General features: G+C 68.5%; 14 protein-coding genes. 9 read left to right on the plus strand and 5 right to left on the minus strand.

Features of this window, described 5'->3' with window-relative positions; translation table 11 throughout:
- Nucleotides 1-125: 125 nt before the first annotated feature.
- A complete protein-coding gene (locus HWX31_RS14100; RefSeq protein ID WP_174963789.1) occupies nucleotides 126-1,499 on the minus strand; it encodes a nucleobase:cation symporter-2 family protein in 1,374 nt (457 codons plus the stop codon).
- 415 nt (nucleotides 1,500-1,914) lie between these two features.
- Here HWX31_RS14100 and HWX31_RS14105 point away from each other — a divergent pair, with 415 nt between their 5' ends.
- The 4 genes from HWX31_RS14105 (at nucleotide 1,915) to HWX31_RS14120 (ending at nucleotide 5,858) form a co-directional block, all read left to right on the plus strand.
- Nucleotides 1,915-3,363, plus strand: coding sequence for a xylulokinase (locus HWX31_RS14105; RefSeq protein ID WP_175933931.1), 1,449 nt, complete (start codon nucleotides 1,915-1,917; stop codon nucleotides 3,361-3,363).
- A gap of 168 nt (nucleotides 3,364-3,531) precedes the next feature.
- Nucleotides 3,532-4,638, plus strand: coding sequence for an S-(hydroxymethyl)glutathione dehydrogenase/class III alcohol dehydrogenase (locus tag HWX31_RS14110; RefSeq protein ID WP_042586193.1), 1,107 nt, complete (start codon nucleotides 3,532-3,534; stop codon nucleotides 4,636-4,638).
- Between the two features lie 16 nt (nucleotides 4,639-4,654).
- Nucleotides 4,655-5,503, plus strand: a complete 849-nt coding sequence (fghA, locus tag HWX31_RS14115) for an S-formylglutathione hydrolase (RefSeq protein WP_174964489.1) — start codon at nucleotides 4,655-4,657, stop codon at nucleotides 5,501-5,503.
- A 70-nt stretch (nucleotides 5,504-5,573) separates the two neighbouring features.
- On the plus strand, nucleotides 5,574-5,858 hold the full coding sequence (locus HWX31_RS14120; RefSeq protein ID WP_174964488.1) for a hypothetical protein: 285 nt from the start codon (nucleotides 5,574-5,576) through the stop codon (nucleotides 5,856-5,858).
- Nucleotides 5,859-5,880: 22 nt separating this feature from the next.
- On the opposite strand, the gene HWX31_RS14125 is transcribed toward HWX31_RS14120, so the two are convergent.
- From HWX31_RS14125 to HWX31_RS14140, 4 genes are read right to left on the minus strand one after another with little or no spacing between them, the layout of a single operon-like run.
- Nucleotides 5,881-6,666, minus strand: coding sequence for a metal ABC transporter permease (locus HWX31_RS14125; protein WP_059997710.1), 786 nt, complete (start codon nucleotides 6,664-6,666; stop codon nucleotides 5,881-5,883).
- A complete protein-coding gene (locus HWX31_RS14130) occupies nucleotides 6,659-7,552 on the minus strand; it encodes an ABC transporter ATP-binding protein (RefSeq protein WP_059615911.1) in 894 nt (297 codons plus the stop codon). Before HWX31_RS14130 ends, HWX31_RS14125 begins: the two co-directional genes overlap by 8 nt.
- Nucleotides 7,549-8,466 (minus strand): metal ABC transporter solute-binding protein, Zn/Mn family, encoded by a 918-nt coding sequence (locus HWX31_RS14135; RefSeq protein ID WP_174964487.1) that lies wholly within the window; start codon nucleotides 8,464-8,466, stop codon nucleotides 7,549-7,551. The genes HWX31_RS14130 and HWX31_RS14135 overlap by 4 nt, the downstream gene beginning before the upstream one ends.
- A 46-nt stretch (nucleotides 8,467-8,512) precedes the next feature.
- Complete coding sequence (locus HWX31_RS14140) at nucleotides 8,513-8,983, minus strand: Fur family transcriptional regulator (protein ID WP_042586188.1); 471 nt, start codon at nucleotides 8,981-8,983, stop codon at nucleotides 8,513-8,515.
- A 355-nt stretch (nucleotides 8,984-9,338) separates the two neighbouring features.
- Between HWX31_RS14140 and HWX31_RS14145 the strand changes: the two genes are divergently transcribed.
- The 5 genes from HWX31_RS14145 (at nucleotide 9,339) to HWX31_RS14165 (ending at nucleotide 14,175) form a co-directional block, all read left to right on the plus strand.
- Entirely contained in the window at nucleotides 9,339-10,115 is a 777-nt protein-coding gene (locus HWX31_RS14145) for an L-iditol 2-dehydrogenase (RefSeq protein WP_174964486.1), read from the plus strand.
- Between the two features lie 105 nt (nucleotides 10,116-10,220).
- Nucleotides 10,221-11,540: an ABC transporter substrate-binding protein gene (locus tag HWX31_RS14150; RefSeq protein WP_059731248.1), complete on the plus strand. Its 1,320-nt coding sequence runs from the start codon at nucleotides 10,221-10,223 to the stop codon at nucleotides 11,538-11,540.
- Between the two features lie 138 nt (nucleotides 11,541-11,678).
- Nucleotides 11,679-12,623, plus strand: coding sequence for a carbohydrate ABC transporter permease (locus HWX31_RS14155; protein ID WP_059478941.1), 945 nt, complete (start codon nucleotides 11,679-11,681; stop codon nucleotides 12,621-12,623).
- A complete protein-coding gene (locus tag HWX31_RS14160; protein WP_059618952.1) occupies nucleotides 12,620-13,483 on the plus strand; it encodes a carbohydrate ABC transporter permease in 864 nt (287 codons plus the stop codon). The genes HWX31_RS14155 and HWX31_RS14160 overlap by 4 nt, the downstream gene beginning before the upstream one ends.
- Nucleotides 13,480-14,175 carry an HAD family hydrolase gene (locus tag HWX31_RS14165; protein WP_059731246.1) on the plus strand — a complete coding sequence of 232 codons (696 nt, stop codon included), beginning with the start codon at nucleotides 13,480-13,482 and terminating at the stop codon, nucleotides 14,173-14,175. Before HWX31_RS14160 ends, HWX31_RS14165 begins: the two co-directional genes overlap by 4 nt.
- Nucleotides 14,176-14,220: the final 45 nt, after the last annotated feature.

Below are 14,220 nucleotides of genomic sequence, written 5' to 3' on the forward strand. Positions count from 1 at the left end.
TTTTTGGGCGGGGGCTTTGCACGTGCAAAGTTGGCGCGCGTGCTGGACGCAAACAAACACGCCACGACGATGTCGTGGCGTGTTTCGATCCAAACGCAGCGCCGCATCGCGGCGCGATCGGGCGGTCAGTGCAGGTCGGCCGGTCGCCCGTCGAAATCATGACCGGCGCGGCGGATGTCGCACTTCGCTTCCTTCTCGCCCTTCACGCCGTTGAACACGATGTTCAGGATTACCGCCGATACCGACGCGAGCAGGATGCCGCTGTGCAGGATCGGCGCGAGCGCGCCCGGCAGCTTCGAGAAGAAGTGCGGCGACACGACCGGCACGAGGCCGAGGCCGATGCTGACCGCGACGACGAACAGGTTGTGGTGGTTCTCCACGAAGTCGACCTTCGACAGCACCTTCACGCCGTTCGCCGCGACCATCCCGAACATCACGATCCCCGCGCCGCCGAGCACGAACGGCGGCACCGACGCGACCACCTGCGCCATCTTCGGGAACAGGCCGAGCAGCACCAGGATCACGCCGCCCGTCGCGCACACGAAGCGGCTCTTCACGCCCGTCACGCCGATCAGGCCGACGTTCTGCGAGAACGACGTATGCGGGAACGAGTTGAAGATGCCGCCGATCAGCGTGCCGAGGCCGTCGACGCGCAGGCCGCGCACGAGGCGATCCTGGTCCACCGGACGATCGACCATGTCGCCGACCGCGAGGAACATCCCGGTCGATTCGATGAACGTGACGAACATCACCGTGACCATCGTCGCGATCGACAGCGGGTCGAAGTGCGGCCAGCCGAAGTGGAACGGCATCACGAAGCCGACCCACGGCGCGATCGACACGCCGTCGGTGTTCACGCGGCCGAGCGCGAACGCGATCGCGAAGCCCGCGACGATGCCGAGCAGCACCGAGATGTTCGCGATGAAGCCGCGGCCGAACTTGTTGATCAGCAGGATCAGCGTGAGCACGAGCAGCGACAGGCCGAGGTAGACGGGGCTGCCGTATTCCGGATTGCCGACGCCGCCTGCGGCCCAGTTGATCCCGACTTCCATCAGCGACAGGCCGATCACCGAGATCACCGTGCCGACGACGACGGGCGGGAAGAACCGCAGCAGCTTGCCGATCGTCGGCGCGAGCACGATGCCGATGACGCCGGCCGCGATCGTCGAGCCGAAGATGTCGAGGATGCCGAGGCCGGGGTTCGTGCCGATCGCGATCATCGGGCCGACCGCCGCGAACGTGCATCCCATGATCACGGGCAGGCGGATGCCGAAGATCCACAGGCCCAGCGTCTGGATCAGCGTCGCGATGCCGCACGAAAACAGATCGGCGCTGATCAGGAACGCGATCTGGTCTTTCGGCAGCTTGAGCGCGCCGCCGACGATCAACGGCACGGCGACCGCGCCGGCGTACATGACGAGAACGTGCTGCAGTCCGAGCGTTACGAGCTTGCCGGTCGGCAACACTTCATCGCACGGATGGACCGTGTTCGATTGCATCTGTCTCACTCCATGATCTTGTATTCGGGGTGATACGAAGTTATGCGGAACGGCCATGCGCAACAAGAGCACTGGGTTCTATTCCGTTCTTTGCTGGTTCGATATGCCGATTCGGCATGAAGCGTGGCGTCGCGCATCGTGGATCTGCCGCAGGAGTGAGGTTTCCCGGTTTTATAGCCGTCCAAAATAATGCGGACTCCCATGTCAAATATGGGGTGCTTTATGGTGTGTATCGCAATTCGGGAATAGTGGTCATTTCAGGGTGTGAAAAAACGCACCGGGTTAACCCGAGAACGGGCGTTTTAAAGCAGAAGGCGAGCTCGATCGCATCGGCCATTCACGATCGCGAAAAAATGGGGCGCATATTGCGATCCCGCTATCATCGAAGCTTGTCCATTCAATTCGTCGCTTCGTCATGCGCTTGCTCGGAATCGATCTCGGCACCGGCTCGGTGAAACTCGTCACGCTCGACCCGGACGGCGTCGAACGCGCGGTCGCGAGCGAACCTTATGCACTGTCGTCGCCGCAGCCCGGCTGGGCGGAAATCGCTCCGGATGCGTGGTGGGATGCGCTCGTTCGCGCCGCCGCGCGGCTGCCCGCCGATGAGCGGGCGCAAGTCGCCGCAATCGGTTTTTCGGGGCAGATGCACGGCGTCGTGCTGATCGATGCGGCCGGCCGCGCGGTGCGGCCCGCGCTGCTGTGGCCCGATACGCGCGCCGTGCGGTTCGCCGCCGCGGCGGACTGGCCGGACGCGCCGAACCCGGTCGCGCCGGGGATGGCAGGCCCGCTGCTGCGCTGGATGGCCGCAAGCGAGCCGGCGGCGCTGCGCGCCGCACGCTGGGCCGTGCAGCCGAAGGACTGGCTGCGCATCGCGCTCGGCGGCGACGTCGCGGCCGATCCGAGCGATGCGTGCGCGACCGCGCTCGCGTTGCCCGACGGCGCGTGGGATGCCGCGCGGCTCGACGCGCTCGGCCTGCCGCGCGCGCTGTTTGCGCCGGTGCGCGCGTCGACGGCGCCGTGCGGCGTGCTCGCCGCGCAGGCGGCCGCGGCGCTCGGCTTGCCGGCCGGCGTGCCGCTCGCGACCGGCGCGGCCGACACCGCGTGCGCGGCGCTGGGCAGCGGCCTCGTCGCGGACGGCGACGCGCTGCTGACGACCGGCAGCGGCGGGCAGATCGTCGTGCTCGCGGACCGGCTGCCCGCCGTGCGACGCGGGCTGCATCGCTATCGCGCGGCCGCGGGCGGCGGGTACTACACGATGGCGGCGATGCAGAACGTCGGGCTCGCGCTCGAAGCGGTGCGCGGCTGGCTCGGCTACGCGAGCTGGCCGGCCGCCTACGACGACGCGTTCGCGCAGCCGGCGTCCGAGCGGCTCTCGTTCCTGCCGTACCTGAGCGGCGAGCGCTCGCCGTGGATGAATCCCGACGCGCGCGGCGGCTGGCTCGGCCTCGGGCTCGGCGATACGCGCGGCGCGATGATGAGGGCGGCGTTCGAAGGCGTCGCGTTCGCGCTGCGCGCGGGGCTCGATGCGATTCGTGTGGACGGTGCGGAAGGTGCGGGAGGCTGCGCGGTCGCGTCGCTGCGCCTGGCCGGCGGCGGCTCGGTCGATCCGCGCTGGCGCCAGCTGCTGGCCGACGCGCTCGGCGCGTCGCTCGACGCGGTCGACTGCCCGAACGCCGCGACGCGCGGCGCCGCGCTGCTGGCCGGCGTGGCGATCGGCCACTGGCGCGAGGACGCGTTGCGCGCGCTCGCGCCCGCCGCGTCGCCGGTGGCGGCGCCGTGCGGCGACCGCGCGCTCGCGACGCGGCACGCGCGCTTCGTCGACCTGTATGCGCGAACCGCTGCATGGTTCACGCTGGACGTTTAAACTCGGGCACTTGTCGTTTTGCGTCAACCATGACGCATACGGGCAATACGACGGCTGTTTCCCGCACGCGGCGCGTGCGTCGATCGGCCATCATGGGGAGCACGATTTCACTCGACATGCCGCGCGACGCCGCGCGGCATGTCCACGTCTACCGATAGGAGTCACACGATGAAGACGAAAGCCGCGATTGCATGGAAGGCGGGTGCGCCGCTGACGATCGAGGAAGTCGACCTGGAAGGGCCGCGCGCGGGCGAGGTGCTGATCGAGGTGAAGGCGACGGGGATCTGCCACACCGACTACTACACGCTGTCGGGTGCGGACCCGGAAGGGCTCTTCCCGGCGATCCTCGGCCATGAAGGCGCGGGCGTGGTGGTCGACGTCGGCCCCGGCGTCGGCACGGTGAGGAAGGGCGACCACGTGATTCCGCTCTATACGCCGGAATGCCGCGAGTGCAAGTTCTGCCTGTCGCGCAAGACGAACCTGTGCCAGAAGATCCGCGCGACGCAGGGCAAGGGGCTGATGCCGGACGCGACGTCGCGCTTCTCGCTCGACGGCAAGCCGCTGTTCCACTACATGGGCACGTCGACGTTCTCGAACTACATCGTGGTGCCGGAGATCGCGGTCGCGAAGGTGCGCGAGGATGCGCCGTTCGACAAGATCTGCTACATCGGCTGCGGCGTGACGACGGGCGTCGGCGCGGTGGTGTACTCGGCGAAGGTCGAGGCGGGCGCGAACGTGGTCGTGTTCGGCCTCGGCGGGATCGGCCTGAACGTGATCCAGGGCGCGAAGATGGTCGGCGCGGACAAGATCATCGGCGTCGACATCAACCCGAAGCGCGTCGAGCTCGCGAAGAAGTTCGGGATGACGCACTTCATCAACCCGAACGAGGTCGAGAACGTGGTCGACCACATCGTGCAGCTCACCGACGGCGGCGCGGACTACTCGTTCGAATGCGTGGGCAACGTGAAGCTGATGCGCCAGGCGCTCGAGTGTACGCACAAGGGCTGGGGCCAGTCGTTCATCATCGGCGTTGCGGCAGCCGGCGAGGAAATCAGCACGCGGCCGTTCCAGCTGGTGACGGGCCGCGAGTGGAAGGGCTCGGCGTTCGGCGGCGCGCGCGGCCGCACCGACGTGCCGAAGATCGTCGACTGGTACATGGAAGGGAAGATCAACATCGACGACCTGATCACGCACACGCTGCCGCTCGAGAAGATCAACGACGGTTTCGACCTGATGAAGAAGGGCGAGTCGATCCGCTCGGTCGTGCTGTACTGATCGCGAGGCCACGACGATGCTCGAACTCGTTTCGTCACACGCGTGCCACGGCGGCGAGCAGCGCTTCTATCGCCATGACTCGACGGCGATCGGCCTGCCGATGAAGTTCTCGGTGTACCTGCCGCCGCAGGCCGCGCACGGCCGCGTGCCGGCGCTGTTCTATCTCGCGGGGCTGACCTGCACCGAGGAGACATTCGCGATCAAGGCCGGCGCGCAGCAATACGCGGCGCAGCACGGGCTCGCGCTCGTGATGCCCGACACGAGCCCGCGCGGTGCGGGCGCGCCGGGCGAGACCGACGCGTGGGACTTCGGCGTCGGCGCGGGCTTCTATGTCGATGCGACCGAAGCGCCGTGGTCGGCGCATTACCGGATGTATTCGTACGTCGTCGACGAACTGCGCGAGACGGTGAACGCCGAGTTGCCGATCGACGGCGCGCGGCTCGGCATCTTCGGCCACTCGATGGGCGGGCATGGCGCGCTCGTGCTCGCGCTGCGCAATCCGGACGTGTACCGCTCGGTGTCGGCGTTCGCGCCGATCGCCGCGCCGACGCGCTGCCCGTGGGGCGAGAAGGCGTTCTCGGGCTATCTGGGCGCGGATCGCGAAGCGTGGAAGCACTACGACGCGAGCGAGCTCGTCGCGCGCGCGGACGCGCGGAAGTTCACGGACGGCATCCTCGTCGATCAAGGGCTCGCCGACCAGTTCCTCGCGAACCAGCTGAATCCCGACGTGTTCGAGGCGGCGTGTGCGGCGGCCGGACAGCCGCTGACGCTGCGGCGGCATGCGGGCTACGACCACGGGTATTACTTCATCTCGACGTTCATCGCGGATCACGTCGCGCATCATGCGCGGGTGCTCGCGCGCTGAGCTGTCGGACGCCACGTCGTTCCGCACCGGCGCGGACGACGTGGCCTGTCATTCATCGCCAGACGCCAACATGATTCGTTTCATCCACTTCGCGTGCATCATCGGCTTGCTCGTCGTCATCGCGATCACCGGGAACCCGTACGCGTGGATGCATGAAATCGATCCATCCGTCGCGATCGGCGCAATCAAGGACGAAGCAGGTGACCGGAGGCTGGTCGCATATGCGTTCCTGATGATCGTTGCCGCCGCTCAAGTCGTGTTGCTCGCGAGATCCGGGGCCGTCGGTCGCAGACCTTGGGTCAGCTTCCTGATTCTCGCGGCAACGGGCGTATGCGCATGGAGAGCGAGCCTGTGACGTCAGCGGCTGGCCTTGCGCGTCATCCTGCCCTGCGCAACAGGCTCGCCCCATACACCAGCGCCGACAGCGCCGTAATCCAGAAGCTCGTCGGCCAGTCGGTGTAGTACGCGAGCACGATACCCAGCCACGCCTCGAACAGCGCGAACAGCGCGGCGAGCACGACGCCCGTCGACAGCCGCGTCGACACGTTCTGCGCGGCGGCGGCCGGGCCGACCAGCAGCGTGAACACGAGCAGCACGCCGACGATCTGCGTCGCCGCGGCGACCGCGAGCGCGCACACCGCGAGGAACAGCACCGACACCGCGCGCAGCGACACGCCCTTCGCTTCGGCGAGTTCGGGCTGCAGCGACGCGAACAGGAGCGGCCGCGCGATCAGTGCGAGCGCGGCGAGGCTCACCGCGCCGATGCCCGCGAGCACCGCGAGCGTGTCGTGGCTGACCGCGAGCACGTTGCCGAACAGCAGCGCCGTCACCTGCGTCGCGAACGACGTATAGAAATGCAGGAACAGCAGGCCGAAGCCGAGCGCGCCCGACAGGATCACGCCGATCGCGACGTCGCGCCCCGCGAGCCGCTCGCCGAGCGCGCCCATGCCGATGCCGGCCGCGAGCGTGAAGCCGACCATCCCCCAGATCGGCGAGATGCCGAGCAGCACCGCGCCCGTCGCGCCGGTGAAGCCGACGTGCGACAGCGCGTGGCCGGCGAAGGTCTGCCCGCGCAGCACCAGGAAGTAGCCGACGATGCCCGCGAGCACCGCGACGATCCCCGACGCCGCGAAGGCGTTGATCATGAAATCGTATTCAAACATCGTGTGATTGCCCGCTCGCGTGAGGGTGCGCGTGTCCGTGATGGGAATGGCCGTGGCCGCCGTGCGAATGGCCGTCGTCGTCGCCTTCGTGCTCGTGGTCGTGCTTCTCGACTTCCACGTCGCCGGACATCACGAAGATCTTGCCGTTCACACGCATCACGTCGATCGGCGACCCGTACAGCCGCGACAGCACGGGTTTCGTGATCACCTCGTCGACGGTGCCGAGCGCCGCGACGCCGTTGCCGAGATACAGCACGCGGTCGAGCGCATTGAGGAGCGGGTTCAGTTCGTGCGCGGAGAACAGCACCGTGATGCCGAGCTCGCGCTGCACGCGGCGCACGAGCTCGACGACGCCGCGCTGGTGGTTCGGGTCGAGGCTGATCAGCGGCTCGTCGAGCAGCAGCAGCTTCGGGCTGCCGAGCAGGCACTGCGCGAGCAGCAGGCGCTGCCGCTCGCCGCCGGACAGTTCCGACAGCGGCCGGCGCGCGAGCGTGCCGCCGCCGACGAGTTCGAGCACGCGGTCGACGTCGCGCCGCGTCGCGGCGCTCGCATGCGGCAGGCCCCAGCGGTGCCCGTCGGCCGCCATCGCGACGAAATCGTAGCCGCGCATCCGGCGGCTCGCGAGGCCGCTCCGGATCTGCGGCATGTAGCCGATCGACGGGTTGCCGCGCGCGACCGGCTCGCCGCCGACGCGGAGCGCGCCGCCCGCGACCGGCACGAGGCCGAGCACCGCGCGCATCAGCGTCGTCTTGCCGGCGCCGTTCGGCCCGAGCACGCCGACGAATTCGCCGGGCTCGATCGAGAAGCTGACGTCGCGCAGGATCGTGCGTCCGCCCAGTTCGAGCGTGACGCGATCGAGTTCGAGTGCGTGAGGGTTCAGGGTCATTTCTTGGCGGTGGAAAGGGCCTTGCCGAGCGCGTCGAGCTGGCCGGCCATCCATTGCTGGAAGGTCTTGCCGGCCGGCTGCGTCTCGGTGACGCTGACGGTCGGCACGCCGCCGTCGCGCGCGATCTTCAGCATGCGCTTCGTCATCGGCTCCTCGGCCTGGCTGTTGTAGATGAGCACGCGCACCTGCTTCTTGCGCAGGTCGCCCTCGAACGCTGCAACGTCCTGCGCGCTCGCCTCGGTATTGTTCATCGCCGCGAGCTGGAACCGCTGGTTGCGCATGTCGAGGCCGATCGCGTCCGACATGTAGCCGAACACGGGCTCGGTGGCCGTCACGGGCACGCCCTTGTACTGCGCGCGCAGCGCGGCGACCTTGTCGTTCACGGGCTTCAGCGAAGCGACGAACTTCTGCAGGTTCGCGTCGTAGTCGGCCTTGTTCGCCGGGTCCGCGCGGCCGAGCTCGGCCGCGATCGCGCGCGCGGCGGCCGGCATCGTCGCCGGGTCGTACCACAGGTGCGGGTTGTCGCCGGCCTTCTTGCCGACGAGATCGGCGACGACGATCGTCGCGCGCTTCGCCTGCTTCGATGCGCCGAGCAGCTTGCCCATCCACGGATCGTAGTCGGCGCCGTTGTAGATCACGAGCTGCGCCTGCTGCAGCGCGCGCGCGGTCTTCGGGCTCGCCTCGAACAGGTGCGGGTCCTGGTCGGGATTGCTGAGGATGCTCGTCACCGCGACGTGGCGGCCGCCGATCTGCGATGCGACGTCGCCGTAGAAATTCTCGGCGGCGACCACGTTGACGGCCGCGGCCTGCGCGAGCGCGGGCGCCGCGAGCGACAGCGCGGCGAGGCCGGCGGCGATCCAGCGGGCGGGGCGTGAAAACGCGGGCAGCGATGCGCGCGTCAGGGCAATGGACATGAAACTCCTCGTCGGGAAGGGGCGGCGCGAGGCCGCGCGTTCGGCGTCAGCGCTGCGCCGGCTTGGTCTTGCAGTGTCCGCACAGGCCGCTCAGCTCGACGACCTGGTGATGGACCTCGAAACCGTGCGCGGGCGGGCTCGCGGACAGCTGCTTCGCGAGGTCGCCGCCCGGAATCTCGGTGGTGTCGCCGCACGATTCGCAGATCAGGAACTGGCCCTCGTGCGGCACGCCGATCTCGCAGCATGCGAAGAACGCGTTCTTCGATTCGATCCGGTGGATGAAGCCGTGCTCGACGAGAAAATCCAGCGCGCGATACACGGTCGTGGGCGGCACCCGGCCGCGCTGCGGCTCGAGCTCGGCGAGCAGGTCGTATGCGCCGATCGGGCGCTGCGCGGCGAGCACGCGTTCGTAGACCTGCCGGCGCAGCGGCGTCCACGCGAGCCCGTGGTCGGCGGCGAACGCGTCGGCGCGGGACAGCCGGTCGGCGATGGACGCCGTTGACGATGAAGTAGCCATGGCGCAGTGCGGGCAATGGAACGGGAATATCGCGATGATATAACGTATCGCCAACCCGCGCATGCGGCCATCCGTCCCGTTTCTGCCCGCCCGCGCCAAAGCCGGCCCCGTCGCCCGTCCTGCGGCGCATCCGCCCGCGCCGCAACCTGTCCCGCTCGCCGTTGTCCCGCCTGCGCCCGAGGCCGTCGGCGCGGCGCCGTTGTGCCGCACCGCATCATCGAAAACGGCCCGATCCGCCTTGACAGCCCCGGTTCCGTATCCGATCATTTGATCGCAATCAGAGCAATTATTCGTGCCGCGAGCGTTTGCTCATGTCGCGGCCCATCGCACAAGCAGAACGAAACGGAGACAGCCAGTGAGATTGCAGGACAAGGTCGCGATCCTGACGGGCGCCGCGAGCGGCATCGGCGAAGCGGTCGCGCAACGCTATCTGGAAGAGGGCGCGCGCTGCGTGCTCGTCGACGTGAAACCGGCCGGCGGGTCGCTCGCGCGGCTCATCGAGGCGAGCCCTGGCCGCGCGGTCGCCGTGGCCGCGGACGTCACCCGTCGCGACGACATCGCGCGCATCGTCGCCACCGCGGTCGAGCGGTTCGGCGGCATCGACATCCTGTTCAACAACGCGGCGCTGTTCGACATGCGCCCGCTCCTCGACGAATCGTGGGACGTGTTCGACCGCCTGTTCGCCGTCAACGTGAAGGGGCTGTTCTTCCTGATGCAGGCCGTCGCGCAGCGGATGGTCGAGCAGGGGCGCGGCGGCAAGATCGTCAACATGTCGTCGCAGGCCGGACGGCGCGGCGAGGCGCTCGTATCGCACTATTGCGCGACCAAGGCGGCGGTGATCAGCTATACGCAGTCGGCCGCGCTCGCGCTCGCACCGCACCGGATCAACGTGAACGGGATCGCGCCGGGCGTCGTCGACACGCCGATGTGGGAGCAGGTCGACGCGCTTTTCGCGCGCTACGAGAACCGGCCGCTCGGGGAGAAGAAGCGGCTCGTCGGCGAGGCGGTGCCGCTCGGCCGGATGGGGTTGCCCGCCGACCTGACGGGCGCCGCGCTGTTCCTCGCGTCGGCGGACGCGGACTACGTCACCGCGCAGACGCTGAACGTCGACGGCGGTAACTGGATGAGCTGACGCGGGATGAGCTGACGCGGCCCGACCCGCGCGCGGCGGCCTGACCGGCCGGTTGCGCGCCGTTTCATCGACAACACACAACACAGAAGACACTGGAGACATGCCATGCAACGAAAGACGCTTGCCGCCCGCGTGCTCGCCGGCGCGGCGCTCGCGACGGCCGCCGGCGCCGCGCTCGCGGGAACGCTGACGATCGCGACGCTGAACAACCCCGACATGATCGAGCTGAAGAAGCTCGCGCCTGCGTTCGAGAAGGCCAATCCCGACGTCAGGCTGAACTGGGTGATCCTCGAGGAAAACGTGCTGCGCCAGCGCGCGACGACCGACATCACGACCGGCAGCGGCCAGTTCGACGTGGTGATGATCGGCACCTACGAGACGCCGCAGTGGGGCAAGCGCGGCTGGCTCGCGCCGGTGGCCGGCCTGCCGGCCGACTACGACCTGAACGACGTCGTGAAGACCGCGCGCGACAGCCTGTCGTACAACGGCCAGCTCTATGCGCTGCCGTTCTACGTCGAGAGCTCGATGACGTTCTACCGCAAGGACCTGTTCGCGGCGAAGGGCCTCAAGATGCCCGACCAGCCGACCTACGACCAGATCGCCGGGTTCGCGGACAAGCTGACCGACAAGTCGAAGGGCATCTACGGCATCTGCCTGCGCGGCAAGGCCGGCTGGGGCGAGAACATGGCGTACCTGTCGACGGTCGTGAACACGTTCGGCGGCCGCTGGTTCGACGACAAGTGGAATGCGCAGCTCACCTCTCCCGAGTGGAAGAAGGCCGTCAATTTCTACGTGAACCTGCTGAAGAAGAACGGCCCGCCGGGCGCGAGCTCGAACGGCTTCAACGAGAACCTGACGCTGACCGCGTCCGGCAAGTGCGCGATGTGGATCGACGCGACCGTCGCGGCCGGGATTCTGTACAACAAGCAGCAGTCGCAGGTCGCGGACCGGATCGGCTATGCGGCAGCGCCGGTCGCGGCGACGCCGAAGGGTTCGCACTGGCTGTGGGCATGGGCGCTCGCGATCCCGAAGACGTCGAAGCAGCAGGACGCCGCGAAGAAGTTCATCGCGTGGGCGACGTCGAAGCAGTACGTGGAGCTGGTCGCGAAGGACGAAGGGTGGGCGTCGGTGCCGCCGGGCACGCGCACGTCGACGTATCAGCGCGCCGAATACAAGGCCGCCGCGCCGTTCTCCGAGTTCGTGCTGAAGGCGATCGAGACGGCCGACCCGAACGATCCGTCCGCGCAGAAGGTGCCGTACACGGGCGTGCAGTACGTCGGCATTCCCGAGTTCCAGTCGTTCGGCACCGTGGTCGGGCAGAGCATCGCGGGCGCGGTGGCCGGGCAACTGACGGTCGACCAGGCGCTCGCGGCCGGACAGGCCGCGGCCGACCGCGCGGTGCGCCAGGCCGGGTACCAGAAGTAACGCGGAGAAGTCACACGGAGAAGTAACACGGAGAAGTCATGCGGCGTGCGCCGTGCGTCTGCGCACGCACGGCCGTCGTGAAGCGGCAAGGCGGGCGAGCGCTGCGCGCCCGCGTTTCAATCGGAGGTGGTCCCGATCATGCGTCACTTACGTCTTCCCCTGACCCACGCGCACCCGCTCGACGCCGCGCCGCGGCCGCCCGCGCCGGACCGGCCGCGGCGCGGCGCGAGCTGGCTCGTGTCGCCGTCCGTCGCGGTGCTGGTGCTGTGGATGTCGATCCCGCTCGCGATGACGGTGTGGTACTCGTTCTCGCGCTACAACCTGCTCAATCCGGACGTGAAGGGCTTCGCCGGATTCGACAACTACCGTTTCCTCGCGACCGATCCGGCGTTCCTGCCGGCGATCTGGCACACGCTCGTGCTGATCGGCGCGGTGCTCGCGATCACCGTGGCCGGCGGCGTGCTGATGGCGGTGCTGTTCGACCGCAAGTTCTACGGGCAGGGCGTCGCGCGCCTGTTCGCGATCGCGCCGTTCTTCGTGATGCCGACGGTGTCCGCGCTGATCTGGAAGAACATGATCCTGCATCCGGTGTACGGGCTCGTCGCGAACGCGATGCGCGCGCTCGGCATGACGCCGGTCGACTGGTTCGCCGACTATCCGCTGACCGCGGTGATCATCATCGTCGCGTGGCAGTGGCTGCCGTTCGCATTCCTGATCCTGTTCACCGCGATCCAGTCGCTCGACCAGGAGCAGAAGGAGGCGGCGCGCATCGACGGCGCGGGCCCGGTCGCGATGTTCTTCTACATCACGCTGCCGCACCTGAAGCGCGCGATCGCGGTCGTCGTGATGATGGAGACGATCTTCCTGCTGTCGATCTTCGCGGAGATCTACACGACGACGGGCGGCGGCCCCGGCAACGCGACGACCAACCTGTCGTACCTGATCTATGCGCTCGGCCTGCAGCAGTTCGACGTCGGCCTCGCGTCCGCGGGCGGGATCATCGCCGTCGTGGTCGCGAACGTCGTGTCGTTCTTCCTCGTGCGGATGCTCGCACGCAACCTGAAAGGGGAGTACGAACAATGAGCGACCTGACTTTCGATGCCGGCCGCCGCACGTCCGCCGTATCCGCCGCGCTCGGCCGGGCGCGCCGCGCGGCGCCGGGCCTGCTGGCATGGCTGATCGCGCTCGCGCTGTTCTTCCCGATCTTCTGGATGGCGCTCACCGCGTTCAAGACCGAGCAGCAGGCGTACGCGTCGACGCTGTTCTTCATCCCGACGCTCGACAGCTTCCGCGAGGTGTTCGCGCGCAGCGACTACTTCTCGTTCGCGTGGAATTCGGTGCTGATCTCGGCCGGCGTGACGGTGATCTGCCTGCTGTTCGCGGTGCCGGCCGCCTACGCGATGGCGTTCTTCCCGAATCGCCGCACGCAGAAGGTGCTGCTGTGGATGCTGTCGACCAAGATGATGCCGTCGGTCGGCGTGCTGGTGCCGATCTACCTGCTGTGGAAGAACGCGGGCCTGCTCGACAGCGTGTCGGGGCTCGTGATCGTCTACACGCTGATCAACCTGCCGATCGCGGTGTGGATGACCTTCACCTACTTCAACGAGATTCCGAAGGACATCCTCGAGGCGGGGCGCATCGACGGCGCATCGACGTGGCAGGAGATCGTCTACCTGCTGCTGCCGATGGCGCTGCCGGGGCTCGCGTCGACCGCGCTGCTGCTCGTGATCCTGTCGTGGAACGAGGCGTTCTGGAGCATCAACCTGTCGAGCTCGAACGCGGCGCCGCTGACGGTGTTCATCGCGTCGTACTCGAGCCCGGAGGGGCTGTTCTGGGCGAAGCTGTCCGCAGCTTCCCTGCTCGCGGTCGCGCCGATCCTGATCGTCGGCTGGCTGTCGCAGAAGCAGCTCGTGCGCGGGCTCACGTTCGGGGCGGTCAAATGAACGGAACGCGCAACGAAGGCGCGCTGATCTGCGATTGCGACGGCGTGCTGATCGACAGTGAAGCGGTCGCTGCCGACATGCTGGTGCGCGAGCTCGAAGCGCGCTGGCCCGGCGTCGACGCGCGGCCCGCGGTGATGCCGCTGCTCGGGCTGCGGATCGAGCGCGTGCTCGCCGGCGCGAGCGACGCGCTCGGCCGCACGCTGGGCGACGCGGACGTCGGCGCGATCCGGCGCGCGGTCGAAGCCGCGGCGGTGAACGCGCCGGCCGTCGACGGCATCGCGGCAGCCCTCGACGCGCTCACGCTGCCGATCGCGTGCGCGAGCAACAGCTACCGCGCGTACGTCGAGGCCGCGCTCGCGCGCACGGGCCTCAAGCGCTTCTTCGGCGAGCGGCTGTTCTGCGCGGACGCCGTCGCGCGCCCGAAGCCCGCGCCCGACGTGTACCTCGCGGCCGCCCATGCGCTCGGCGTCGCGCCCGCGCAATGCCTCGTCGTCGAGGACAGCGCGACCGGCATCACCGCGGCGGCGGCGGCCGGCATGACCGTGCTCGGCTTCGTCGGCGCGGGGCATGCGTCGCCCGCGCAGGTCGATGCGCTGCGCGGCATCGGCGCGCGCCACGTATTCGACGACATGCACGAGCTGCCCGGCTACGTCGCGCGCTGGCAGGCGACGGGCGCGGTGCTGCCGCATTGAGCAACGCGCCGCCCGCGGGCGGCGCATCAGGAATCGAACCTCGAA

Source organism: Burkholderia ubonensis (assembly GCF_902833085.1).
Classification (GTDB): domain Bacteria; phylum Pseudomonadota; class Gammaproteobacteria; order Burkholderiales; family Burkholderiaceae; genus Burkholderia; species Burkholderia ubonensis.